This window comes from Pseudarthrobacter sulfonivorans, assembly GCF_014712225.1.
Classification (GTDB): Bacteria; Actinomycetota; Actinomycetes; order Actinomycetales; family Micrococcaceae; genus Arthrobacter; species Arthrobacter sulfonivorans.
This window is the reverse complement of sequence record NZ_JACXBW010000004.1, coordinates 128,465-151,903: the sequence shown is the minus strand read 5'-3', so window position 1 is coordinate 151,903 and position 23,439 is coordinate 128,465. Positions and strand designations below refer to the sequence as shown.

At 66.7% G+C, this 23,439-nt stretch carries 21 protein-coding genes; 4 read left to right on the top strand and 17 right to left on the bottom strand.

Annotated features, from left to right (window positions below; all coding sequences use genetic code 11):
• Positions 1–109 precede the first annotated feature (109 nt).
• On the top strand, positions 110–766 hold the full coding sequence (locus IAQ70_RS06955) for a histidine phosphatase family protein (protein WP_190988587.1): 657 nt from the start codon (positions 110–112) through the stop codon (positions 764–766).
• A 37-nt stretch (positions 767–803) separates the two neighbouring features.
• Here IAQ70_RS06955 and IAQ70_RS06950 read toward each other — a convergent pair whose 3' ends face one another.
• From IAQ70_RS06950 to tdh, 5 genes are all read right to left on the bottom strand, one after another.
• Positions 804–1,601, bottom strand: a complete 798-nt coding sequence (locus IAQ70_RS06950) for a DeoR/GlpR family DNA-binding transcription regulator (protein ID WP_190988586.1) — start codon at positions 1,599–1,601, stop codon at positions 804–806.
• Positions 1,602–1,732: 131 nt separating this feature from the next.
• Positions 1,733–2,944 carry an imidazolonepropionase gene (hutI, locus tag IAQ70_RS06945; RefSeq protein WP_190988585.1) on the bottom strand — a complete coding sequence of 404 codons (1,212 nt, stop codon included), beginning with the start codon at positions 2,942–2,944 and terminating at the stop codon, positions 1,733–1,735.
• Positions 2,945–2,955: 11 nt separating this feature from the next.
• Positions 2,956–4,200: an NAD(P)/FAD-dependent oxidoreductase gene (locus IAQ70_RS06940; RefSeq protein WP_190988584.1), complete on the bottom strand. Its 1,245-nt coding sequence runs from the start codon at positions 4,198–4,200 to the stop codon at positions 2,956–2,958.
• A 44-nt stretch (positions 4,201–4,244) separates the two neighbouring features.
• Positions 4,245–5,441 carry a glycine C-acetyltransferase gene (locus tag IAQ70_RS06935; RefSeq protein WP_190988583.1) on the bottom strand — a complete coding sequence of 399 codons (1,197 nt, stop codon included), beginning with the start codon at positions 5,439–5,441 and terminating at the stop codon, positions 4,245–4,247.
• An 8-nt stretch (positions 5,442–5,449) separates the two neighbouring features.
• Positions 5,450–6,496: an L-threonine 3-dehydrogenase gene (gene tdh / locus IAQ70_RS06930; RefSeq protein ID WP_190988582.1), complete on the bottom strand. Its 1,047-nt coding sequence runs from the start codon at positions 6,494–6,496 to the stop codon at positions 5,450–5,452.
• 138 nt (positions 6,497–6,634) lie between these two features.
• Between tdh and IAQ70_RS06925 the strand changes: the two genes are divergently transcribed.
• Positions 6,635–7,546, top strand: coding sequence for a LysR family transcriptional regulator (locus IAQ70_RS06925; RefSeq protein WP_190988581.1), 912 nt, complete (start codon positions 6,635–6,637; stop codon positions 7,544–7,546).
• A 73-nt stretch (positions 7,547–7,619) separates the two neighbouring features.
• On the opposite strand, the gene IAQ70_RS06920 is transcribed toward IAQ70_RS06925, so the two are convergent.
• The 5 genes from IAQ70_RS06920 to IAQ70_RS06900 all read right to left on the bottom strand — a co-directional run bounded on the left by IAQ70_RS06920 (position 7,620) and on the right by IAQ70_RS06900 (position 13,462).
• On the bottom strand, positions 7,620–8,255 hold the full coding sequence (locus IAQ70_RS06920) for a hypothetical protein (RefSeq protein WP_190988580.1): 636 nt from the start codon (positions 8,253–8,255) through the stop codon (positions 7,620–7,622).
• A 194-nt stretch (positions 8,256–8,449) separates the two neighbouring features.
• Positions 8,450–9,958: an Asp-tRNA(Asn)/Glu-tRNA(Gln) amidotransferase subunit GatB gene (gatB, locus tag IAQ70_RS06915; protein WP_190988579.1), complete on the bottom strand. Its 1,509-nt coding sequence runs from the start codon at positions 9,956–9,958 to the stop codon at positions 8,450–8,452.
• The gene (gene gatA / locus IAQ70_RS06910; RefSeq protein WP_190988578.1) at positions 9,958–11,514 is read right to left on the bottom strand and encodes an Asp-tRNA(Asn)/Glu-tRNA(Gln) amidotransferase subunit GatA; all 1,557 of its coding nucleotides are present in this window, start codon (positions 11,512–11,514) and stop codon (positions 9,958–9,960) included. Before gatA ends, gatB begins: the two co-directional genes overlap by 1 nt.
• A gap of 3 nt (positions 11,515–11,517) precedes the next feature.
• Entirely contained in the window at positions 11,518–11,814 is a 297-nt protein-coding gene (gene gatC / locus IAQ70_RS06905; protein WP_190988577.1) for an Asp-tRNA(Asn)/Glu-tRNA(Gln) amidotransferase subunit GatC, read from the bottom strand.
• A gap of 145 nt (positions 11,815–11,959) precedes the next feature.
• Positions 11,960–13,462 (bottom strand): CitMHS family transporter, encoded by a 1,503-nt coding sequence (locus IAQ70_RS06900; RefSeq protein ID WP_190988576.1) that lies wholly within the window; start codon positions 13,460–13,462, stop codon positions 11,960–11,962.
• Between the two features lie 197 nt (positions 13,463–13,659).
• Here IAQ70_RS06900 and IAQ70_RS06895 point away from each other — a divergent pair, with 197 nt between their 5' ends.
• Positions 13,660–15,555: a sensor histidine kinase gene (locus IAQ70_RS06895; protein ID WP_190988575.1), complete on the top strand. Its 1,896-nt coding sequence runs from the start codon at positions 13,660–13,662 to the stop codon at positions 15,553–15,555.
• Entirely contained in the window at positions 15,548–16,210 is a 663-nt protein-coding gene (locus IAQ70_RS06890; RefSeq protein WP_190988574.1) for a response regulator, read from the top strand. Before IAQ70_RS06895 ends, IAQ70_RS06890 begins: the two co-directional genes overlap by 8 nt.
• 21 nt (positions 16,211–16,231) lie before the next feature.
• Here the strand turns inward: IAQ70_RS06890 and IAQ70_RS06885 are convergent, their stop codons facing one another.
• The 7 genes from IAQ70_RS06885 to IAQ70_RS06855 form a co-directional block, all read right to left on the bottom strand.
• The gene (locus IAQ70_RS06885) at positions 16,232–17,965 is read right to left on the bottom strand and encodes an HNH endonuclease signature motif containing protein (protein WP_190988573.1); all 1,734 of its coding nucleotides are present in this window, start codon (positions 17,963–17,965) and stop codon (positions 16,232–16,234) included.
• A gap of 125 nt (positions 17,966–18,090) precedes the next feature.
• Complete coding sequence (locus IAQ70_RS06880) at positions 18,091–18,480, bottom strand: RidA family protein (RefSeq protein ID WP_190988572.1); 390 nt, start codon at positions 18,478–18,480, stop codon at positions 18,091–18,093.
• Between the two features lie 47 nt (positions 18,481–18,527).
• Positions 18,528–19,031: a GNAT family N-acetyltransferase gene (locus IAQ70_RS06875; RefSeq protein ID WP_190988571.1), complete on the bottom strand. Its 504-nt coding sequence runs from the start codon at positions 19,029–19,031 to the stop codon at positions 18,528–18,530.
• Between the two features lie 26 nt (positions 19,032–19,057).
• Positions 19,058–19,876: an inositol monophosphatase family protein gene (locus IAQ70_RS06870; RefSeq protein WP_190988570.1), complete on the bottom strand. Its 819-nt coding sequence runs from the start codon at positions 19,874–19,876 to the stop codon at positions 19,058–19,060.
• Entirely contained in the window at positions 19,873–22,206 is a 2,334-nt protein-coding gene (gene ligA, locus IAQ70_RS06865; RefSeq protein ID WP_317983609.1) for an NAD-dependent DNA ligase LigA, read from the bottom strand. The genes IAQ70_RS06870 and ligA overlap by 4 nt, the downstream gene beginning before the upstream one ends.
• Before the next feature lie 138 nt (positions 22,207–22,344).
• On the bottom strand, positions 22,345–22,608 hold the full coding sequence (locus IAQ70_RS06860; protein ID WP_190988568.1) for a WXG100 family type VII secretion target: 264 nt from the start codon (positions 22,606–22,608) through the stop codon (positions 22,345–22,347).
• Between the two features lie 175 nt (positions 22,609–22,783).
• Positions 22,784–23,386: a hypothetical protein gene (locus tag IAQ70_RS06855; protein WP_190988567.1), complete on the bottom strand. Its 603-nt coding sequence runs from the start codon at positions 23,384–23,386 to the stop codon at positions 22,784–22,786.
• Positions 23,387–23,439 lie beyond the last annotated feature (53 nt).

The window sequence follows — 23,439 nt, the reverse complement described above, 5'->3', positions numbered from 1 at the left end:
CCGCGTGCGCCTGGCGCGTGGGAGGCGCCGCGCCGGGGGCGGTCCCGCATTCGCTCCGATGACCTGAGTCCTATGCTTGGGCCTTATGAGCGAGCCAGGGAAAATCATCATGATCCGTCACGGCCAATCCGCGGCGAACGTGGATACGACCATTTACAACCGGATCCCGGACTACCGGATTCCCCTGACTCCCCAGGGCCTGGTTCAGGCCACTGCGGCCGGCGAACAGATCCGCCGGGAGCTGGACGGCCGGCAGGTGTGTGTCTACGTGTCGCCCTACCTGCGCGCGTATCAAACCTTGGAGGCCCTCCAGCTGGGCGACCTCACGGAGCGCGTCATCGAAGAGCCGAGGCTCCGTGAACAGGACTGGGCCAACTTCCAGATCAGCGGCGAGATCGAGGACCAGAAAGAACTCCGCAACGCCTACGGCCACTTCTTTTACCGGTTCCGCGAGGGCGAGTCCGGCTCAGACGTCTACGACCGGATCTCCTCCTTCATGGAGACCCTGCACCGGCACTGGTCCAAGCCGGACTACGCGCCGAATGCCCTGCTGGTGACCCACGGCCTCACCATGAGACTGTTCTGCATGCGCTGGTTCCATTGGTCCGTGGAGTATTTTGAAAGTCTCAACAATCCGAACAACGCCGAGGTCCGCACCCTGGTGCGCACTGAACTCGGCAAGTACGAACTCGACATTCCCTTCACCCAGTGGGTGGACCGCCGGGTGGACGAGACCGTCCTGGATGCGCCGCCCGTAATGTACTAGCAGGCGCCTGCATGTATTCCCACTGTTGCCGCATGGGTTACCGCTGCCCGTGCGGCGCCACAATCACCTCGGTGCCGTTGGCCTCAAACGCTGCCTTGTCCTCGGCGGAAATGCCGGCGTCGGTGATCAGCCGGCTGAACTCGTAGCCGTCCATCGTCGCGAACGCCCGGACACCCACTTTGGAGGAGTCGGCCAGTACGTAGGAAACCCGGGCCCGGCTGGCAAGGAGGGCGTTGACGGATGCTTCGCCTTCGCCGGTGTTGGTGGGCCCCACCACAGGGTCGATGCCGTTCACACCGATGAAGGCGATGTCCAGGACCACCTTCTGCATGATGATGTCCGTGTAAGGCCCCACCAGCTCGTACGAGCGCGGATTCAGGATGCCGCCTGTCACCATGACCTTGATGTTGGGCCGGACAGCCAGCTGAGACGCGATATTGATCGCGTTCGTGACCACAGTCAGCGTCGGCTGGTTCGCGGGAGCGTTGAGGTCTTCGCGGGTTGCCAGGATCTGGGCCAGCGCGGTGCTGGTGGTGCCGCCGCAAAGCCCGATCACCGCGCCCGGTGAAATGAGGGCCGACGCAGCCTGGGCAATCTGTTCCTTGGCCTCCGCATGGTCGTCACGGTTGTAGCGTCCGGGCAGGTCATAGGCCAGCGCCCCGATGGTGGCACCACCCCGGGTCCGCGTCAGCAGCCGCCGGTTGGCCAGGCTGTCCAGGTCCCGCCGCGCAGTGGCAGGTGAGACGCCGAGCTGGGTGACGATCTCCTCCACCTCTACCTGGCCGGTTTTTGCGAGAATGTCCAGGATGGCCGTCAGTCGGTCGGTGCGGGTCATGGGGCCTTTCAGCGTCAAACGATCACTAAAATGTGACGTTTTATGATCATATCAGACCCAAACGATCACGTGACGTCATTTTGGCGAGGCCGTGGGCTACGCACAGCGGGCTACGCAGTGCGTGCCCGCGCCTAGCGTGCGCGAGCCCCGGCCCGCCACACAGCGTACGTGAGCGGCATGCCCGGACGGTAGGCCAGATGCGTGGCGGACGGCGCGTTCAACATGTGCAGGTCGGCACGGTGTCCGACGGCGAGGGATCCCACCGCGCGTTCGCCGTCGGCGTCGTTCCCTGCTTCCCGGTGCAGTGCGAGCGCCCCCCCGTACGTGGCGGCGCGCACCGCCTCGTGGACACTGAGGCGCATCTGCAGCACGGCGGTGGCCACGCAGAACGCCATGGAGCTGGTGTACGAGGTGCCCGGGTTGGCGTTGGAGGCCAGTGCCACCTGCACGCCGGCATCCAGCAGCTCGCGCCCGGGGGCCAGCGCCTGCCGGGTCGACAGGTCACACGCGGGCAGGCAGGTGGCAACGGTCCCCCGTGGGCCCGTGCCGGTCTGCGGATTCCAGCCGGACCAGCTGTCCGCGAGCGCCGTGACGTCAGCGGGCGCCAGGTAGTTCACGTGGTCCACGCTCGCCGCCCCGAACTCCGCCGCCAGCCGGACGCCCGGGCCGACGCCGAGCTGGTTGCCGTGAACCCGGATTCCGAGTCCGGCAGTCCGGCAGGCCTGCAGCACCCGGCGGGACTGTTCGGCGGTGAAGGCGCCCTCCTCGCAGAACACATCCGCCCAGCGGACGTAGGGCCGGACAGCGTCCAGCATGGGCCCGCAGACCAGGCCGGTGTAGGCATCGGCATCGGAGCCGGCGGGGACCAGGTGTGCGCCGAGGTAGGTGACTTCGTCAGCCACCGTGGACGCGATCCTTGCACTGCGCGCCTCATGCTCCACATCCAGTCCGTAGCCTGTCTTGGTTTCGAGGTACGTGGTGCCCTGGGAGACGGCCTCGGCGACGCGGGCCAGGGCCAGTTTGGTGAGGTCATAGTCTGACGTGCGCCGGGTGGCGTCCACCGTCACGGCGATGCCGCCGGCGGAGTACGACTCCCCCGCCATGCGTGCCTCGAACTCCGCGGTGCGGTCCCCGGCGAAGACGAGGTGCGTGTGCGAATCCACCCAACCCGGCAGCACTGCCCGGCCGCCGGCATCCACAGCATCATCTGCCGCGGGAGCGTCCCTTGCGGCGCCCAGCCAGGCTATCCGCTCCCCTTCGATCACCAGCGCTGCGTTTTTCAGGACCCGGTGTTCCAGGTCCTGGGTCATCAATTCGGCGATATTGGTGATCAGGGTACTCATACGACCATTCTTCAGCGCCGGATGGACCAGCGTGTGGCGGCCAGTGCCTCCGCCGTCCGGGATTCCGGACGGTAAGCGGCGTCCGGCGCTGTGGCCTGTGCAGTGCCCTGCCCTGCGCTGTGCCCTGCGCCCTGGCCTGCGCTGTGCCCTGCGCCCTGGCCTGCGCTGCGTCCTGCGCCCTGCCCTGAGCTGTGTGCCGGGGCCTGCCCTGCGCTGTGTGCCGGGGCCTGCCCGGCCAGAATCTGTGCAGCGGCCAACTCCGCGATTGCCGCCGAAGTCTGGAAGCCGTACCCGCCCTGCCCCGCGAGCCAGTAGAACCCGGGGGCCTCGGCGTCGAAGCCTGCTACCGGGACGCCGTCGGCCGCTTCCGTCCGGAGCCCCGTCCACGCGCTCCGGACACCGCCGATCCCGAGCGTGGTCACCTCGTTGAGCTTCGCGATCAGGCGTTCGATGTCACCCGGCCGCGGCTGCGCATCCTCAGGGCCGCTGGGGACCGCTTCCGACGGCGAGATCAGCACGCCGTCGCCCTCACGGCGGAAGTAGAACGAGTTGTCAGCTGCCGCCACCATGGGCCCGTGTTCGGGAAGGGAGCGTTCGACGTCGACAATCGCCGCAGTGCGGCGGTACGGCTGCAGCCCCAGCTTCTCCACGCCGCTGATCACCGCGAGCTCGTCAGCCCAGGCGCCGGCGGCGTTGACCATCACGGCGGCCTCGAAGGCTTCCTGACCGGCGCCGATTTGCCATCCTGTGCCGAGCCGCTGGGCGGAATGCACGCGGGCTCCGGTGATGATGTCCGCCCCGGCTGCTTCGGCGCGCGCCCGGTGGTCGGCCAGCAGCAGCGGGGCGTCGCAGCCGTACGACCCCGTATCCAGGCCGGCGGCCGTGAAGGATTCCGGCACCAGCGCAGGGCAAAGCTCCAAAGCCTCGGCGTGGGTAATGGACTTCATGTTGCCGCTGGCCCCGGCCCGGACGGCTTCCTCGGTTCCGATGAGCATAAAACTCCGCGGCGACAGGACCGGCGTGGGCAGTTCCGCGTCCCGGGCGGCCATGAGGTCCAGGGTCCGGAGCGTCAGTTCCTGGACCACGGCGGGGCCCATGCTGGGGATCAGCTGGCGGGCGGAGCGGGAGGACGAGTGATACGCCATCTCCTGTTCCGCTTCCACCAAGGCCACGCTGCACCGGCCGGCGAGCGCTGCTGCAAGAGAGAGGCCGGCGATGCCGCCGCCGACGATCAGGACGTCATAATGGGCTGCCATGGCTCCATCTAATCATTACTGGTTCGCCGGCGGCAGGGGACGGTTCAGCCCGCTACAGCCGCACGGCTGGTGACGAAGGCACCCACGCACGCTTCGACGTCGTCCGCTGAATGCGAGGCTGAGAGCTGCACACGGATGCGGGCGGCGCCACGCGGGACCACCGGGAAGCTGAACGCGGTGACGAAGACACCGTGCTGGAGCATCTGGTCCGCCACCTGGGCGGCCATCACGGCATCGCCGAACATCACCGGGACAATGGCGTGCTCGCCGTCCAGGAGATCGAAACCTTCCTCCGTCATCCGGCGCCGGAACAGCGCTGCATTCTCGAACAGTTTGGTCCGCAGTTCGCCCGAATTCTCCACCAGGTCCAGTGCTTTGATGGTGGCGGCCACAATGGCGGGGGCCAGCGAGTTGGAGAACAGGTACGGCCGGGCCTTCTGCCGGAGCATGGCCACCACCTCGCTGCGCCCGGACACGTAGCCGCCGGAGGCACCGCCCAGGGCTTTGCCGAACGTTCCGGTGTAGATGTCCACGCGGTGGGAGACTCCTGCGTGCTCGGGGGTTCCGGCACCGGTGGCACCCATGAAGCCGACGGCGTGGGAATCGTCCACCATCACCAGGGCGCCGTGCTTCTCGGCGAGGTCGCAGATGGCCTCCAGCGGCGCAAGGTAGCCGTCCATGGAGAAGACACCATCGGTGACGATGATCTTGCGCCGGGCGTCTTTCGCGTCAAGCAGCTTGGCCTCGAGGTCTGCCATGTCCTGGTTGGCGTAGCGGAACCGCTGGGCTTTGCAGAGCCGGATGCCGTCGATGATGGAGGCATGGTTCAGGGCGTCGGAGATGATGGCGTCGTCCGGCCCGAAGAGGGACTCGAAGACACCGCCGTTGGCATCAAAGCAGCTGGAGAACAGGATGGTGTCTTCGGTGCCAAGGAACCTGGACACGCGGGCTTCAAGTTCCAGGTGCAGGTCCTGGGTGCCGCAAATGAAACGCACGCTGGCCATGCCGAAGCCGCGGGCGTCCATGGCGTCCTTGGCCGCGGCAATGATCTCCGGGTGGTCGGCCAGGCCCAGGTAGTTGTTGGCGCAGAAGTTCAGGACCGTGGCGCCCGGCTGCCCGATCTGCCCGGCGGTGATGTGGCTGGACTGCGGGGAGTTGATGCTGCGTTCGGTCTTGAAGAGCCCGGCGGTGCGGATTTCGTCCAGCTCGGTCTGCAGCTGGTCCTTGATGGAGGTGTACATGGTGCTCCTTAGAGTTCGGTCCAGTCGAGGACAACTTTTCCGCCGACGCCGGCGCGGGCAATGTCAAAGCCCTTTTCCCACTCCCGTGCCGGAAGCCTGTCTGTGACCACCGCCGAGATGCCCGCGTGCAGCACCGGGTTGGAGGACAGCATGGCGCTCATGGCGTACCAGGTCTCATACATTTCCCGGCCGTAAATGCCTTTGAGGGTCAGCATGTGCGTCACCACCTTGCCCCAGTCGATGGTGATGTCCTGGCTGGGCAGGCCAAGCATGGCAATGCGGCCGCCGTGGTTCATGTTGTCGATCATCTCAGGCAGTGCGGTGGGGTGGCCGGACATTTCCATGCCGATGTCGAAGCCTTCACGCATGCCGAGTTCACGCTGTGCGTCGCGGACGCGGGTCTTTGAGACGTCGATGGCGAGGTCCACGCCGAGCCGGCGGGCCAGGTCCAGCCGAGGCTGGGAAACGTCGGTGATGGCGATCTTCCGCGCCCCGGCGTGGCGGGCGACGGCGATGGCCATCAGGCCGATCGGGCCGGCGCCCGTGATGAGTACGTCCTCGCCCACCAGGGGGAAGCTGAGGGCTGTGTGCACGGCGTTGCCGAACGGATCGAAGATCGCGCCGAGCTCCGGAGTGATGGAGGGATCGTGGTGGACCCAGACGTTGGTCTCGGGGATGACCACATACTCGGCAAAGGCGCCGTCCCGCTGCACACCCACGCTGACGGTGTGGATGCACATCTGCCGGCGGCCGGCACGGCAGTTGCGGCAGATCCCGCAGACCACGTGGCCCTCGCCGGACACCCGGTCCCCCACCTTGACGTCGCGGACGCCGTCGCCGATTTCCACCACTTCACCGTAAAACTCATGGCCTGCGATCAGCGGCGCCTCGATCATGCTCTGGGCCCAGGCATCCCAGGACTGGATATGCAGGTCCGTGCCGCAAATGCCGGTGGTCATGACGCGGATCTTGACGTCGGTGGGCCCAGCTTCGGGCTCCGGGCGGTCAACCAGCTCGAACCCTGCGTGGGCGCCGGACTTGTAGAGGGCCTTCATGGGCTTCCTGACTCTTGGCTGTCGCCGCGCTTCCTGCGCGGCGGAATCTTTCCTTCATTAGAGCCATTCCAAAGCGTTAGCACAAGCAGTATTTTCTCAATCGACGATGAAGACTTGGCTAATGCGTAGACTGATTGGATGGAAATTCATCAGCTGGAGATCCTTCGTGAGCTCGGTGCTTTGGGCAGTGTGAAGGCAGTCGCCGAGACCCTGATGGTGACGCCGTCGGCCGTGTCACAGCAGCTGTCCCTGCTGCAGCGCAACGTCGAGGTTCCGCTGACCCGGAAGGAGGGGCGGAACCTGGTGCTCACGGAGGCCGGCCAGGTGCTCGCAGATGCCGGGGCCGCCGTCGTCAGTGCGATGGCAGATGCCCGGACGGCGATCGGCGCGTATCACGGCTCGCCGGTTGCTCCGGTCACGCTCAGCGGCTTCCACAGTGCGGGCCAGGCGCTGTTTGCTCCGCTGGCGCGGCTGCTCGACGCCCCGGGCCAGCCGAGGATCCAGCTCTCCGACGAGGACGTGGCCCAGCAGGACTTCCCCGGACTCACCGCGCGCTACGACCTGGTGTTGGCGCACCGGATGGACCACAGCCCGCGCTGGCCGGCGGAACGGGTGGCGGTGATCCCGCTGGCGCACGAGCCCCTGGATGTGGCCCTCCCCGCGGACCACCGCCTCGCCGGGCAGGACACGGTCACAGCGGCCGACGTCGTGGGCGAACCCTGGGTGACCAGCCACACGGGGTACTCCCCCGCGGACGTGCTGGCCGCCGTCGCGGCCGTCTCCAGCAAGGAACTGAACATCGTCCACCGGATCAACGACTACTCCACTGTCGCCGCGCTGGTGGCGGCGGGCGGCGTGGTGGGCCTGCTGCCGCGGCATACCGCGCGGCCGGTGCTGAACCCCGGCATTGTGCTGCGGCCGCTCGAAGGCATCAGCACCCGGCGGCGGATCGACATCCTGGCGCGCCCGGAGAACCTTAAACGCCGGTCGGTGATGATTGTGTGCGAGGCGCTGCAGGCGATCATGACCGGACTGGTGGAGGACAGCTGACTCTGCGCGTGGCTGGCCCAACTGGGTAGCAGCAGATGCCGTTATGGGGGCTCAAAGCGACATCCGCTGCTACTTACTTTTCGAGCCCTCGCCCGTGGCCTTTGCCTGATTCCTTGCCGTGTCCCTTACCCAGGCCAAGCCCCTTGCCCATCCCCATCCCTTCGCCAGAACCGGTCCCGGCGCCTTCGACGATCCGCTGTGCGGTGGCCTGGTCTCCGGTCTTCACGCCCGAGATCCGGACGGCGTCACCCGCGGCGATGTCTGCGATAGTCCCGGCTGTGGGCTTAAGCCGCTTGCCGTCGTCGCCCCTTGCCGGCGAGCCATCCGCGGCAGGCGCCGGAAACTTAGTAATTTTTGTTTCCGCGTTGACCGAGTAGCTCCGGGTGAAACCGTCCTCGCTCTTCACGGTGACTGACGTGCCGCTGACGGATTCCACCGTGCCCTGCTGGATCAGTACCGTTTCGAAGGTTCCGTCCGCTTTCTTCACTACGCTTTCGCTGTGCAGGTGCTGCGGGCGCTGTGACTTTGTGGGCTTCTCTTTGCCCGGCGCGTTGTCCGACTTCCCCGGTGCAGACTCCGAGGCCGACGGCGTCGGTGTAGGCGAGTCAGAGGCGGACCAGGCAATGGCTGAGCCCGCCCCGGTCAGCGCCAGCGCCACCACGCCGGCCAGCATTGCCTTGCGCAGCCTCAACGGCTCCCGAACTGGCATGACCCACCTCCTACTGCACCCCAGGGCACCGGCGCCCTGATTCTTCAGTGTAGGACCGCGGCAGCCGGTTGAATACGCGTACTTTGCGGAGCAGGAAAGTAAGTACCCAAACGCCAAACTGGGTCGCAGTAGATGTCGTTTTGAGCGTTCAAAACGACATCTACTGCGACCCAGTTGGGTTAAGACCGGGTGGCTTAGCCTTCCACTCCCAGCTTTTCCAGGATCAGTTCGCGGACCCGGGCTGCGTCGGCCTGGCCGCGGGTGGCCTTCATGACCCCGCCCACGATCGCACCGATGGCCTGCAGCTTGCCGCCACGGATCTTCTCCGCGACGTCGGGCTGCGCAGCCAAGGCGGCGTCGATGGCTTCCAGCAGGGGGCCGTCGTCGGAAACGACAGCCAGGCCGCGCTTTTCAACGATCTCCGCCGGGGTGCCTTCGCCGGCGAGCACGCCGTCCAAAACCTCCGTGGCCATCTTGTTGTTGATCTTGCCGTCCTCAACCAACCGGTTCAGCTCCACAATGGTGGCAGGCTGCACGCCCAGCTGGCCCGGATCGACGTCGGCGTTCTTGGCCCGGCCAACGATCTCGCCCATCCACCACTTGCGGGCCACGGTCGCCGAGGCGCCGGCGGCGATGGTTTCCTCGATCTCGTCCATCACGCCGGCGTTGACCACGTCGCGGAATTCGAGGTCCGAGTAGCCCCAGTCAGCCTGCAGGCGCTTGCGGCGGGCTGCCGGCGGCTCGGGCAGGGTGGCCCGGAGCTCCTCCACCCATTCGCGGGACGCCACGATCGGAACCAGGTCCGGCTCCGGGAAGTAGCGGTAATCGTCGGCGTCGGACTTGGCCCGGCCCGACGTCGTCGTGCGGGTGTCCTCGTGCCAGTGGCGCGTCTCCTGGACCACCGGCTCACCGGAGTCCAAAACGGCGGCGTGCCGCTGGATCTCGTAACGGACGGCGTGTTCGACGGCGCGCAGCGAGTTGACGTTCTTCGTCTCGGAGCGGATGCCAAAGCGTTCACGGCCGTGCGGGCGGAGCGAGACGTTCGCGTCGCAGCGCACGTTGCCGCGTTCCATCTTCGCGTCGGATACGCCGAGGTTCTTGACGATCTCGCGGACGGCGGCGACGTACGCCTTGGCCAGCTCGGGAGCGCGGGAACCGGCCCCTTCGATCGGCTTGGTGACGATTTCCACCAGCGGGACGCCGGAGCGGTTGTAATCCACCAGCGAGAAATCGGCACCCTGGATGCGGCCGGCGGATCCGCCCATGTGGGTCAGCTTGCCGGCGTCCTCTTCCATGTGGGCGCGCTCGATTTCAACCCGGAAGATGGTGCCGTCGGAGAGCTCGATGTCCAGGTAACCGTCGTAGGCAATCGGGTCTTCATACTGGGACGTCTGGAAGTTCTTGGGCGTGTCCGGGTAGAAGTACTGCTTCCGGGCAAACGTGCAGGACTCGGCGATCTTGCAGTTCAGGGCAAGGCCGATCTTGATGGAGGACTCGATCGCCGTCCTGTTCACCACGGGCAGCACGCCGGGCATGCCCAGGTCCACCTCGTTGACGTTGGTGTTCGGCTCGTCACCGAACACGTTCGGGGCCGAGGAGAACATCTTGGTCTTGGTGTTGAGTTCGACGTGGACCTCGAAGCCCAGGACAGGATCGTACTTCTCCATGGCCTCTTCGAAGCTCAGGGTTGCGTCAGTGCTCATTATTTTGCCTCCTGGGTTTCGATCGAAGGGGCCAGTTCCGGGGCCTGGGCCAACAGCGGGCCGCCCCACTTTGCCTCCAGCAGCGATTCAAGGACAGCGCCCACCCGGTACAGGCGGGCGTCCTGGCGGGCCGGTGCCAGCAGCTGGATGCCGACCGGCAGGCCGTCCTCGTCGGCCAGGCCGCCGGGGAGGGTCAGGCCGGGGACGCCGGCGAGGTTGGCCGGGATGGTGGCGATGTCGTTCAGGTACATGGCCAGCGGGTCGTTGAGCTTTTCCCCCAGCTTGAAGGCAGTGGTGGGGGCCGTCGGCGAGATCAGGACGTCAGCCACTGTGAATGCGGCATCGAAGTCGCGCTGGACCAGCGTGCGGACCTTCTGGGCCGAGCCGTAATAGGCGTCGTAGTAGCCCGCGCTCAGGGCGTACGTGCCCAGGATGATGCGGCGCTTGACCTCGTCGCCGAAGCCGGCGGCGCGGGTAGCACCCATGACGCGTTCGATGGTCATGGGCCCGTCCTCGGGGAGGACGCGCAGGCCGTACCGGACGCCGTCGAACTTTGCCAGGTTGGAGGAGGCCTCCGACGGCATGATCAGGTAATAGGCGCCGAGGGCATACTGGAAGTTGGGGCAGGACACCTCAACGATTTCCGCGCCGGCTTCCTTGAGCAGCTCCAAGGAGTCATTGAAACGGTTCTCGACGCCGGCCTGGAAGCCCTCGCCGTGCAGTTCCTTGATGATGCCGACCCTCAGGCCCTCAACGTTGCCCACGCGCGCAGCCGCGACGAGGTCGTCCAGGGGATCCGGCAGCGAAGTGGAATCAAACGGGTCGTGCCCGCCGATGACGTGGTGCAGGAGCGCGGAGTCCAGCACGGTGCGGGAGACCGGGCCGATCTGGTCCAGGGAAGAGGCCATGGCGATGGCGCCGTAGCGGGACACGCTGCCGTAGGTGGGCTTGACGCCCACGGTGCCCGTGACGGCGCCGGGCTGGCGGATGGAGCCGCCTGTGTCCGTGCCGAGGGCCAGGGGCGCTTCGAAAGCGGCGACGGCGGCTGCCGAACCGCCGCCGGAACCGCCCGGGATCCGGTCCAGGTCCCACGGGTTGCGGGTGGGGCCGTACGCGGAGTGCTCGGTGGATGACCCCATGGCGAACTCGTCCAGGTTCGTCTTGCCCAGGATCGGCATTTTGGCGGCGCGCAGACGCTTGACCACGGTGGCGTCGTACGGGCTGTGCCAGCCCTCGAGGATCTTGGAGCCGGCCGTGGTGGGCTGGCCGATGGTGACGATGAGGTCCTTGACCGCGATCGGCACGCCGGCGAGTTCGTTGAGCTCCTCGGCTGCGGCGCCGCCGGCGGCGCGGATGGCGTCCACTTCAGCGGCGACCGCGAGCGCCTCTTCCGTGTTGACGTGCAGGAACGCGTTCACACCGCGTTCGCCGCCGTCGACCGCCGCGATCCGGTCAAGGAACGCCTGCGTGACCTCGACGGAGGTGACCTCGCCGGCGCGGAGCTTCTCAGCCAGCTGCGCGGCGGAGAGGCGGATGAGTTCGTTGGTGTCAGTCATGGTTTATGCCTCATCCAGGATTGCGGGGACCTTGAAACGGTTCTCATCGGAATCCGGAGCGCCCGAGAGTGCCTGCTCCGCGGTGAATGTATGGCCCACAACGTCCTCGCGGAACACGTTGGTCAGCGGGATCGGGTGGGAGGTGCGCGGGACGTCATCACCGGCGGCTTCACTCACGGACTTCACTGAATCAACGATGACGGCAAGTTCGCCGGCCATCCTGTCCAGCTCTTCAGCATTCATCTCGATGTGAGCGAGCTGCGCGAGGTGCGCAACGTCGTCACGGTTGATCGCAGCCATGGATCTCCCCTGCAAGTTCGGATTGTTTTCCGAACCAGTCTAGTGGGGAAACGTCGATGCCCGTCTGACGACCCCCAGCGGGCGTCAGACGGGCACCTCGGTGCCGTGGCCCCGGTCACGGGGACCGGGCACAGGCAGCATAAGACTAACCGATACCGATGGCTCCGGTCAGCATTGCCACACCCAACATGACGAGGCAAACCACTGCGGCGCGCCACAGGACCTTCTTGTGGTGGTCGCCGAGGTCAACCTTGGCCAGGGACACCAGGAGCAGGATGGCCGGGACCAGGGGGCTCTGCATGTGGAACGGCTGTCCGGTGATGGAGGCACGGGCCATCTCGGCGCCGCTGATGCCGTAGTGGGCGGCAGTTTCGCTCAGGACCGGCAGCACGCCGAAGTAGAAGGCGTCGTTGCTCATGAAGAACGTCATGGGGATGCTGAGGACGCCGGTGATGACGGCCATGAGCGGGCCCATGCTGGACGGGATGATCTGAACCAGCCATGCGGACATGGCGTCCACCATGCCGGTGCCGGTGAGGACGCCGGTCAGGACCGCGGCAGCCATGACCATGCTGACCACGGCAACAATTGAGGGTGCGTGGGCCACGATCTGCGCGGCCTGGTCCTTGACGTGGGGGAAGTTCACCAGCAGGGCGATGGCGGAGCCCACCATAAAGACGTACGGCAGGGGCACGAGGTTGGCGATGAGCATGCCCATGACGGCAACGGTGAGGGTCAGGTTGAACCACTGCAGCTTGGGCCGGAGGGACTTGCGATTGGGGTCCAGGGCGGTGCCCGCCATGCCGGTGTCGCGGTCCTCCATGAGGTCTTCGGTTCGTTCCAGGACCGCGATCGGGGAACCGCCGACGGCGGGGCCTCCCGTTGCGGGAACAGGTGCGGGACCGCGGCCGGAACCACTGCCGACTGAACCATTGCGGAAGCCGCCGCTGCCGGCTGCAGGCGTGCCGCCGTCGAACGCTTCGGCGGTGAGAGGTGCTGCCGAGGACGGCGTTCCCCAGATTTCCGGTGCCGTGGCACGGAGGCGGTTGCGCTCCTGCAGTCCGAGGACCCAGGCGAAGACCAGGACGACTGCGAGCCCGGCGATGAGCGACGGGATCATGGGGACGAAGACGTCGTTGACGTCGATCTTCAGGGCACTCGCGGCGCGGGCCGTGGGCCCGCCCCACGGGACGATGTTCATGGTGCCGTTGGCCAGGCCTGCCACGACGGTGAGGACCACGGGGCTCATCTTCAGCCGGAGGTAGATCGGCAGCATGGCGGCGGTGGTGAGGATGAACGTGGTGGAGCCATCGCCGTCCAGGGAAACTGCGGCGGCCAGCAGGGCCGTGCCGAGGACAACCTTGGCGGGGTCGTTGCCGAGCTTGCGGAGGATGAACCGGACCAGCGGATCAAAGAGCCCGACGTCGATCATCAGGCCGAAGTACATGATGGCGAACATCAGCAGGGCGGCGGTGGACGTCATGGACTTCATCGAGTCCATGACCATGCCGCCAATGCCAAGGCCGGCACCTGCGAACAGGCCAAAAACGGTGGGGACGATGATCAGCGCCAGCACCGGCGTCAACTTCTTCGTCATGATCAGGACCATGAACACCGCGATCATGGCGAATCCAAGTAATACCAGCACGGCTGGGCTCCTTCTTTGTGAACAGCGGCACAGCGGTGTGACGCGTGCTACAGACTGTAGAGTGGCCGCCGTCACGGCCGTGCCTTTGGCTCAATTGATTGGCATACTGCTTATTCGGAGCATTTAGCGCATTCTGCTCACCGACCGGGGCGAGGTGCAACGCCCGACAAGACGCACTACCGCACGAGAGGAGGACCATGCCGCGTTCCTGGCGCACGCCGCCGATCCGGTTCACCACCCAGACCCTGTTCCTGCAGCTCGGCGTGGTCCTGCTGGTGGTGCTGCTGAGCACGGCCGTCCACGCGTGGCTGACGTACGACCGGGTGGGCCGCGAGGCCGAAAACCAGGCGCTGACCCTGGCACGGGCGGTGGCCGCCGACCCGTCGGTGCGGGCCGACGTGCTGGCCATCAGTGAGCGTGAGGGCACTCCCCCGCCTGCCGAGCTCCGTGCCGGACCCCTGATGGCCGCCGCCGAGGCGACGCGGATCCGGACGGGAGCCCTGTTTGTGGTGATCACCGACGAAACCGGCCTGCGCCTGGCGCATCCCGACCCCGCCCGCTTGGGTGAGAAGGTCAGCACGGACCCCACCGAGGCCCTCGCCGGCCAGGACATCACCACCCGGAATACCGGCACACTGGGTCCGTCGGCCGGGGCCAAGGTACCCGTCTACGCGCCGGGGACTGACACGGTGGTGGGCGAGGTCAGCGTGGGGTACTCCATGGAAACTGTGGGCCAGAGCCTGGAACGGGACATCGGACCGGTCGCCCTCACCGCGGCGGGGGCGCTGCTGGCCGGCGTCCTGGCTTCCTTCCTGCTGCGGCACCGGCTGCGGCGGCTCACCATGGGCCTGGAGCCTGAGGAGATCAGCACCCTTGTCCACGACCAGGTGGCCGTCCTGCAAGGGGTGGACGACGGCGTCATCGGCGTTTCGGCCGATGGCAGAGTCAGCGTCTTCAACGCAGCCGCGCAGCGCCTTCTGGACCTGCCGGACCTCGCGGGGGCGTCGTGGGCCAATGCGCCCGTGCCCGGCCAGCTGAAAGCCCTGACCAGGGCAGACGCCGAGGAGGCTGACGCCATTGAGCTCGTGGCCGCCGGGCGTGTCTTGGTGGCCAGTGCGCGCAAGGCACTTCACCGCCGGGACGACCTAGGCTGGGTGGTGATGCTCCGGGACCGCACCGAGCTGCAGCACCTCACCCGCCAGCTCGACGCCGTGGGCACCATGTCCACGGCCCTCCGCGCCCAGCGCCACGAATTTGCCAACCAGCTGCACACGATCGCCGGACTGATGAGCATCGGGCAGCACCAGCAGGCTCGCGACTATCTGGCCGGACTTGCTGCTACGGGACCCTTGAAATTCCCGGTGGACCAGGCCGAGCTGCTCCAGGACCCCTACCTTCAGGCGTTTATTGGGGCCAAAGGGGTGGAAGCTGACGAACGCGGTGTCACCCTGCGGATCGGGCCCGAAACCCTGGTCCGCGGACAGGTTACCGAGCCGCAGGACGTGACCACCGTTCTGGGCAACCTGATCGACAACGCGGTGAACGCCGCAGTGGCAGGCTCCGCCACGGACCGGTGGGTGGAGGTGGAGGTGCTGGACGAACCGCACGACGACGGCGGGACCCTCCTCATCGTCGTCGCCGACTCGGGCGACGGGCTGGCTCCGGGGACGGATGCCGAGGGCGTCTTCGCGGAGGGCTATACGACGGCGACGGCCGCCCGGCTAGACGGGGCCGGTATGGACGCCGCTGGTTTGGATGGCGCTGTTCTCGATGGGGGCGGTCTGGGCGGTGCCGGTCTGGAAGGAGGCCGCCGGAAGCGTCGCTTCCCGAATGGCGGCGGGCAGGGCCTCGGCCTTGCACTTGCCCGGAAACTGGCCAGGCGTCGAGGAGGGGACCTCAAGGTTCTGGAAACGGGCTCACCCGGTGGACCAGGGGCCGTGTTCATGGCCTCCTTGCCGGGCACTACGGCAGGAACTGTCTCGGGCATCACGGACGAAACTCACACTGACGAAACTTACACCGGGGCCGCCGACGGAACTCACACCGGGCCTGCAGGCCGTATGACCACTTCGGAAAAGGATGACGATGCCTGAGGACTTCCGCGTGCTGATCGTGGACGACGACTTCCACGTGGCCAAGCTGCACGCCGCCTACGTCGATTCGGTGGCGGGATTCCTGGCCCTGGCGCCCGTCGGTACGGCATCTCTTGCGCTGCAGACGATCCATAGCCTACGCCCCGATCTGGTGCTGTTGGACGTGTACCTTCCCGACGCGTCAGGGCTGGACCTGCTGCAGCAACTCGACGTGGACACCATCATCCTCAGTGCGGCCTCGGACTCCGAGTCGCTTCGCAAAGCTTTTCGGCGCGGGGCCCTGGGGTACCTGCTCAAACCGTTTACGTCAGAATCGCTGTCGCAGCAGCTGCGCTCCTATGCCCGTTACCGCAGGCTGCTGGGCCATCCGGGGGTCCTGGACCAGGGCGCAGTGGAGCGGGCCAAGCGGGCGCTGATCCCCGGCGATGTGACGCCAGCGGCCAAACCGCGGTCCGCCACCGAGGCGGCGGTTTTGGAGTCCCTGGTTGCCGGCGAGCAGTACTCCGCCGCGGAGGTGGCCACCCGCGTCGGGGTTTCCCGGGCCACGGCGCAGCGGTACCTGTCGTCACTGGCCGACGACGGCGCCGTCGACATCCAACTCCGGTACGGGACCACCGGACGGCCGGAACATCGCTACGGGCTGCCTGCGCAGTAGCCATCCCCGCGGCTCATTTCCTCAATCGCCTAAATCCTCGGGACCCCCTAACTCATCAGACACGCCTAAATCCTCGGGACCGCCTACCTCATCAGACACGCCTAAATCCTCGGGACCCCCTAACTCATCAGACATGCCTAAATCCTCGGGACCCCCTAACTCATCAGACACGCCTAAATCCTCGGGACCCCCTAACTCATCAGACACGCCTGCATTCCATGTGAGTGGCCCGTCCGGCCAGGTTGGTTGTTCCCAGTCGGGGTGTTCGCTTTGGTAGTGCCGGCCTGAGGGTGAGATCCAGCCCGGCGGTTCGTGCTTTGTTGCCCCGGTGGGTGTCCAGCCGGTGGTGTGGCGGAGCCTGTGGTGTCGGCGGCATGGCTGGCCGAGATTCGAGATGCCGGTGGTTCCGCCGTGGGCCCAGGCGAGGACGTGGTCGGCGTCGTTGTCCAGGGATTGGTTGGAACAGCCCGGGAACGGGCATTTGCCGTCCCTGAGTCTGAGCCAGCGGCGTTGGGCTTTGGTGACCGGGTAGCTGGTCCGCCCGATTTCCAAGGGTGCGCCGTCGCGGGGATCAATGAGGACGCGGTGGAAGGAGGCGGCGCCGTCGGCGATCAGTTGCCTGGCCATCGACGGCGGGATCGGACCGTACCCGTCCAGCATCGCAGGCTCCTCCGTCACGCCCAGTAAAGCCATCACCGGGACGGTGATCAGGACCTGGGCCCGCGGCGACGGGACACCGCTGCTGGGGCCGCCGTCTGCGTCATGGTGGCCAGCAAACTCTGTCGCTATCAGGCCAACGGTCAGGCCGGCCGAGCTGCCGTCCGTGCTGCGGCTGGTCGCGGATGGCTGGCCTGTCGCCGCGCCTAGTCTGCCTGTGAGGCTACCGCTGTCCGCGGTGGCGCCGGCGACATGTGCCGCGGTGCCGTCGACTTGGCCGGGGATGCCGTGGCCGCCGAGGAGCCACTTGGCGACGATATCGGCCCGGAGTTGGGTGAGGGTACGGGGCTCGTCGCGGCCCTGCATGGCCCGGGCCGCTGTGGTGGCCCGTTCCCAGATCCCTGACCCGGTATCCGCCGGCAAATAGGTTGAGAACCAGGCCATGCCGTCCCGGTCAGGGGAAAACAGCACGCGCCGATCCAGGGCACTTTTTGCGTGGCGTTGTTCGATGCTGACCGGGTGGTGCCGTTCCCGCCAGGTCCGGGCCTTCGCCCGGAACCGGCCGGCCACCATCTCACCCGCCGGGCAGCCCCGCGCCCGGTTCGCCGCCTCCGGGTCCAGGAAGTGCGCCTCCAACGCCCGTGCCCCCTCAGGACCCAGACCGCTGGTCTCGTCCACCATGATCCGGGCGTGCTGCCACGACATGGACCCGGCTTGCAGCGCCGACAACGTCAGCGGCAAGGCAGTGGTCAGTTCGCGGGCCTCGGCCAGCAGATTGGAGGCGGCCGGCTCACCGACCGTCAGCACACCCGCCAACTCCGCGACCAGAGCCATCTCCTGGGCACCCTCCTCCTGCAGCGACATGCCAGGAGGGGCCATGGCCCGGACAATCTCGGCGCACCGGGCAACTCTCCGGGCTTTCCGCGCCGCCAACATCGCTTCCTCACGGCGGATCTCCGCCAAAGCGCCCAAACACTCGTCGTACTCCTGACGCAGGAGGTCAGCGCCACCGGCCGGCGCGGAGCGCGAAGGATCGACGTTGTCCGAACCACGGTGGGCCAGGTCCTCCGCCGTCTCCGGAGCCGTTGCGCTTTCCATGCCTCCAGCATCACAGAGGCGCCGGGCAACATGCCGGAGGCAGTACGCCTATGTGGATAACCCTGCAGAAACAGTCGCGGGCGCTACTGCCGGTTTCCCCTGCCCCGGGTAGGCCGGCTCCCTTCCTACCGTGAGTCGGCGCTCTGCTGGGCGACGAGCTCGATCTCCACCAGCATCTTGGGGTCCAGGAACGGCAGGACATGCACCAGGGACAGGGTGGGCCGGATCTCGCCAAAAACTTCGCCGTGGGCCCGGCCGGCTTCTTCCCACTTGGTGATGTCCGTCAGGTACAGCTTGGACTGAACCACGTCCCCGAAGCTGAACCCGGCGTCGGCCAGGACAGTTCCGAGCTTCTGGAGGATGAACTGGGTCTGAGTGTAGAAGTCCTCGCCCACGATGCCCTCTTCACCGCTCGCGGCTGTGGCCGAAATGTAAAGCGTGTTGTCCACCTGGACGGCCCGGGAGTAGCCGAGGGTCTGTTCCCAGACGGAGCCGGTGCCGAATGTTTTGCGCATGGTGGGCCTTTCAGTGCTGAAAATGAGTCGGCACCACTTTAGGGCGGCTAGACATCGAGCCGGTAAACCAGCAGCTTTATGTCGGTGCCGGGAACCAGCCAGTCGCGTGCCGGGACGCGCCGGAAACCCGTCTTCCGGTACAGGCCGTGCGCGCTCTCCCATGTCGCGCCGGTGGTCAGCGCCACTCCGTGGATCCCATCCAGCGACTTCGCGTGCTCGATGATGGCCTTCACCATGGCCAGCCCCGCACCGCTGCGCTGCACAGCGGGATCGACCACGAGCATCCGGAACTCCAGCTCATCCGCAAGGGCGATGTCGGCGTACGGTTCGCCCGCGAGCGCCAACGTCACAGAACCCACCACCTGCCCGTCCCGCTCGGCAACCCAGATGGTGGCTTTCGCTGCACGCGCCGCGACCTCCCGGATCTGCTGCATGTACGGGTGGTCCGCGCTGTCAAAGTATCCCGCTGCGAGGTAGGAGCCTGCGGTGATCCTGGCGATGGCGTCGAAGTCTGCCTCAACGGCGGGTCGGATGCTAATTTGCGGCTGCACCTGACAATGCTAGTGCCGGGACGGGGTCAGAGCGGAAACTTTCCGGCCAGCTCCAAGGTTCCGGCGCAGGTCCAGGCGGCAAGCCGGTCCGCGTCCGTGGGCCCGCCGTCGAGGGGGCTGTCCAGGCGGGGACGCCTCACCCAGCAGCCCGCTTCCTCCGCGATCAGCGCCCCGGCAGAGTAGTCATGTTCGTTCAGGCCGCGTTCCCCGTAGGCGTCGTGGGTTCCGTCCGCCACGAGGCACAGGTCCAACGCCGCCGAGCCCAGCCGCCTGACGTCGGCGAACCCGTCCATAAGATCACCCAGCATCGCTGCCTGCTCAACGCGTATTGCGGGATCGTAGCTGAAGCCAGTGGCCAGGATCTGGCCGCTGCGGCCCGCCACCGGTCCTTGGAGCGCGGTCAGCCGGCCGCTCTCTTCGAGCCACGCGCCGTGGCCGCGGGCAGCGTGATAGACGCGGCCCAAGGCAGGTGCGTTGACGACGCCGGCCAGCCAGACGCCGTCGGAATCCGCGACTGCTACGGAGGTGGCGTAGTAGACAATGTTCCTGATGAAGTTGGTGGTTCCGTCCAGCGGGTCGATGGACCAGCGATAGCCGCTGGGGGAAGCGGGCTGCGTGGTGCCGTGTTCCTCCCCCGTGATGACGTCCTGCGGCCGGGCGGCCGTGATGATGTTCCGGACCGCGTTTTCCGCGGCGACGTCGAAGGCGGTGACCCAGTCCCCGGCGTCACCCTTGTTACTCACGTCCAAGGCGTCGCCGTTACGTGACGCCAGGACCGCGGCGCCCGCGGCGGCCGCCTGCTTGGCCACCGCAAGGAGTTCAATGGTGAGATCTGACTGGTTCATTCTGATACCTCTCGAAATTCGGAAATGTTGCCGGGTTCGGCTGGCTCGTGAAATTCGGCAGCGTTTTCCCGTCCGGGGATGTTAACGGATTCAGCGGCGCCGTCCAAAACCGCGGCGGGACCGTTCGCCAGGAGCTCCCGAAAGCCGTCCTCGTCCAGCACGGGAATGCCAAGCTGCTCGGCTTTGTCCAGTTTGGTGCCGGCATTCTCCCCGGCCACCACATAGCTGGTGTTCTTGGAGACAGAACCCGCTGCCTTGCCGCCCCGGGTGAGGATCGCTTCCTTCGCCTCGTCCCGGCTGAAGTCAGGCAGGGAGCCGGTGACCACAATGGTCAACCCTTCCAGGGTCCGGGGTGTTGACTCGTCGCGTTCGTCCTCCATCCGGACGCCGGCCGCAGCCCAACGGTCAATGATCTCGAGGTGCCAGTCCTCGGCAAACCATTCCTTGAGTGCCGCCGCGATGGTGGGGCCCACACCGTCCACGTGCGCAAGGTCTTCCTCGGAGGCGTTCCGGATGCCGTCCATGCTGCCAAACGCGGTGGCCAGTGCGCGGGAAGCCCGCGGGCCGACGTGCCGGATGGACAGCGCCACCAGGACACGCCACAGGGGCTGGGTTTTGGCCTTTTCGAGCTCCTTGAACAGCTTCTCCGTGGTGGCCGTGGGCTTCGACGGAGACTTGGCCGTGGCCTTAGTCCAGAAGTACGGGACCAGATCCCACGTTCCCGTACCTACACCCTTGGCGCGCTTCTCCCGCCAGACATTCACGTCGGCCAGCTTGTTCCGCAGCTCATCCAGTCCTGAATCGGCCGCCAGTTCAAACAGCCGGGACTCACCGCTCAGGATGCCCTCGCCAGCCGGCTCCACCCTTCCACCGTTGGTGGCTGGGTCCGGACCGGGTCCGGCGGTCAGCGCGATGGCAGCCTCCCAGCCGAGGGCCTCAATATCGAATCCGCCGCGGCCGGCGAGATGGAAGACCCGTTCGCGGAGCTGCGCGGGGCAGGACCGGGCGTTGGGGCAGCGGATATCGACGTCCCCTTCCTTGCCGGGTGCAAGCGGGGTTCCGCACGACGGGCATTCGGTGGGCATCACGAAGTCCCGTACCGGCGGTTGCTGCTGGTCACGCAGGGCAAGCACGGGGCCAACAATCTCGGGAATCACGTCGCCGGCCTTGCGCAGCACCACAATGTCGCCGATTTTCACGCCCTTGGCTTTCACAACGTCCTGGTTGTGCAGGGTGGCCATGCCCACGGTGGACCCGGCCACCTTCACCGGCTCCATCACCCCGAACGGGGTAACGCGTCCCGTGCGTCCCACGTTGACTGCTATATCAAGCAGTTTTGTGTGGACTTCCTCCGGTGGGTACTTATAGGCCACGGCCCACCGCGGCACCCGGGTGGTGTATCCAAGGGCGCGCTGGGTGGCGAGGTCGTCCACCTTGACCACAATGCCGTCGATTTCGTGCATCAGGCTGTGCCGTTTGTCGCCGTAGCGTTTGATGAACGCAAGCACTTCCTGCAGGCTCCCGAGAACCTCGAAGTACGGGCTGACCGGCAGGCCCCACTTTTCCAGCAACGCGTAGGTCTGGGACTGGCTCAGGGTTTCGAGCCCTTCACGCGCCCCGATCCCGTGGACGAACATCCGCAGCGGACGCTTGGCCGTTTCCGCAGGATCCTTTTGGCGGAGGGACCCGGCCGCGGCGTTCCTGGGGTTGGCCAGCGGTGCTTTGCCGGCCTCGATCAGCGCCTCATTGAATTCCGCGAAGGCCTTGGACGGGATGAAGACCTCGCCGCGCACTTCCATCTCAGGCGGGAATCCGCTGCCGGTCAGCTCCTGCGGGATTTCCTTGATGGTCAGCACGTTGTGGGTGATGTCCTCGCCCGTGGTGCCATCACCCCGGGTTGCGGCCCGGACCAGCTTCCCGTCCCGGTACAACAGGTTGACGGCCAGGCCGTCGATCTTGAGTTCGGTCAGCCACGCGGGACCGACCGTGTCCCCCATTTTGGTGATGCTGGCCTCGGCTTTGGCGAGCCAGGCCTCCAGCTCCTCCAGGGAAAACACGTCCTCGAGGCTGTACATCCGTTGCAGATGTTCGACGGCGGCGAACGCGGCTGAGACTTCCCCGCCAACCTCCTGCGTCGGGGAGTCGTTGGCAATGAGCTCGGGGTGCAGCGCCTCGATCTCCTCCAGCCGCCGGAACAGTTCGTCGAATTCGGCGTCCGAGACCAGGGCTTCGTCCTCCTGGTAGTACGCGAAGCGGTACTTCCTGACCGAGTCAGCCAGCTTCTCGTATTCTTCGCGGACCGATTCGGAAGGGACGGCTTCCTGTTCTATCGCGTTCTCATTGCTGGCGGCTGTGTCCTCTGCGGGGCCCGTTGCTGTGCTCACAGACCTATCTTGCCTTACCCCTCCGACACTTAACACCCGAGGGCCCGGGCAGTGTGTCCGGGCCCTCGGTCAAACAAGGCCGGCCTAGCGTGAAGCCTGGTCCTGCTCGCTGGCGTTCCTCGTGGCCTTCTGGCCGGCATCCTTCAGCGCCTGGACGACCTGGTTCAGGGCACTGGTGTGGGTGCCGGACCATTCGCTGCGGAAGTGCTTCGCGTCCGGGCCCTCCCAGACGGTGCTGTCCAGCAGGCGGGTGAGGTTGCTCCGCTGCTGCTCGATCTCCGAAGCACCGGCCTGCAGCTTCGTGCCAAGAGTCCTGAGCTGCTCTACATCTGCGCCCCAAATAGCCATCAGTTTCTCCTCATAAGTAGTTGGATCCGACCCGGGTCGGCATCCCCAGCGGCCCCCGGCTCATCCGGAAGATCCATTGCCCCAAACCTATCCCGGCCCAGGAAACCCGTCGATGGGCACCGCTGCCCATGCACCACTCCCCATCAGCCCCAAGTGCGGGAACGCCAAAAAGCAGTCAGTGCGAGGAGAGCCGGTTCCGGCCCCACCAGGCGAACGCCAGGCCGGCGACTCCCACCAGCAGCACGCCCGCCATGATGGGCAGCAGCCCGGGGCCGCCAAACAGCCCGGAGCCATCGTTCCGGGACACTGCGGCCGCCTGGGTGGGCTTTGCCGACTTCGTGACCGGGGTGTCCCAGTTCGATGCGGCCGACGGGCTCGCGGAAGCCGCGGAAGGTGACGCGGCGATGGTGGTGGCCTCCGGCGTCGGCGTTTCCTCAACTGCAGAAACCGTGGGCTCCGGGGCAACGGGTAGCACCGCAGCGGGTACGGGAGCCGCCTCGGCCGGAGCGGGCGGAGCCATGGGAACCGGGGCGGTTTCCGCCGGCGGTGGTGCAGGAGTAGGAGTGGCCGACGGCGGCTCGGTCGGCTTCCCTGTGCCGGGATCGGTCGGCGGCGTCTCTTGCTCCCCGGGGAGAAGCCCGCACACAACCCCGCAGCCCGGGCCCGTGTCGCCGTCATCGGCATGAGCGGGAGCAGCCGCCGACAAGCCGACCGTGAGCGCCAGCACCGCGATGGCGGCCGCGGCAACGCCGCGGGGTGCGGAAGAGGATCGGATCATAGCTACCTTTGCGGACGGCGCGCGGCATCCCTCCGCGGCGAACTAGTGTTGCC

Bases quoted from the DNA above. Each gene is read 5' to 3' on its own strand.
- IAQ70_RS06955 (WP_190988587.1), top strand. From the start codon at position 110: ATGATCCGTCACGGCCAATCCGCGGCGAACGTGGATACGACCATTTAC.
- IAQ70_RS06950 (WP_190988586.1), bottom strand. From the start codon at position 1,601: ATGACCCGCACCGACCGACTGACGGCCATCCTGGACATTCTCGCAAAA.
- hutI (WP_190988585.1), bottom strand. From the start codon at position 2,944: ATGAGTACCCTGATCACCAATATCGCCGAATTGATGACCCAGGACCTG.
- IAQ70_RS06940 (WP_190988584.1), bottom strand. From the start codon at position 4,200: ATGGCAGCCCATTATGACGTCCTGATCGTCGGCGGCGGCATCGCCGGC.
- IAQ70_RS06935 (WP_190988583.1), bottom strand. From the start codon at position 5,441: ATGTACACCTCCATCAAGGACCAGCTGCAGACCGAGCTGGACGAAATC.
- tdh (WP_190988582.1), bottom strand. From the start codon at position 6,496: ATGAAGGCCCTCTACAAGTCCGGCGCCCACGCAGGGTTCGAGCTGGTT.
- IAQ70_RS06925 (WP_190988581.1), top strand. From the start codon at position 6,635: ATGGAAATTCATCAGCTGGAGATCCTTCGTGAGCTCGGTGCTTTGGGC.
- IAQ70_RS06920 (WP_190988580.1), bottom strand. From the start codon at position 8,255: ATGCCAGTTCGGGAGCCGTTGAGGCTGCGCAAGGCAATGCTGGCCGGC.
- gatB (WP_190988579.1), bottom strand. From the start codon at position 9,958: ATGAGCACTGACGCAACCCTGAGCTTCGAAGAGGCCATGGAGAAGTAC.
- gatA (WP_190988578.1), bottom strand. From the start codon at position 11,514: ATGACTGACACCAACGAACTCATCCGCCTCTCCGCCGCGCAGCTGGCT.
- gatC (WP_190988577.1), bottom strand. From the start codon at position 11,814: ATGGCTGCGATCAACCGTGACGACGTTGCGCACCTCGCGCAGCTCGCT.
- IAQ70_RS06895 (WP_190988575.1), top strand. From the start codon at position 13,660: ATGCCGCGTTCCTGGCGCACGCCGCCGATCCGGTTCACCACCCAGACC.
- IAQ70_RS06890 (WP_190988574.1), top strand. From the start codon at position 15,548: ATGCCTGAGGACTTCCGCGTGCTGATCGTGGACGACGACTTCCACGTG.
- IAQ70_RS06885 (WP_190988573.1), bottom strand. From the start codon at position 17,965: ATGGAAAGCGCAACGGCTCCGGAGACGGCGGAGGACCTGGCCCACCGT.
- IAQ70_RS06880 (WP_190988572.1), bottom strand. From the start codon at position 18,480: ATGCGCAAAACATTCGGCACCGGCTCCGTCTGGGAACAGACCCTCGGC.
- IAQ70_RS06870 (WP_190988570.1), bottom strand. From the start codon at position 19,876: ATGAACCAGTCAGATCTCACCATTGAACTCCTTGCGGTGGCCAAGCAG.
- IAQ70_RS06860 (WP_190988568.1), bottom strand. From the start codon at position 22,608: ATGGCTATTTGGGGCGCAGATGTAGAGCAGCTCAGGACTCTTGGCACG.
- IAQ70_RS06855 (WP_190988567.1), bottom strand. From the start codon at position 23,386: ATGATCCGATCCTCTTCCGCACCCCGCGGCGTTGCCGCGGCCGCCATC.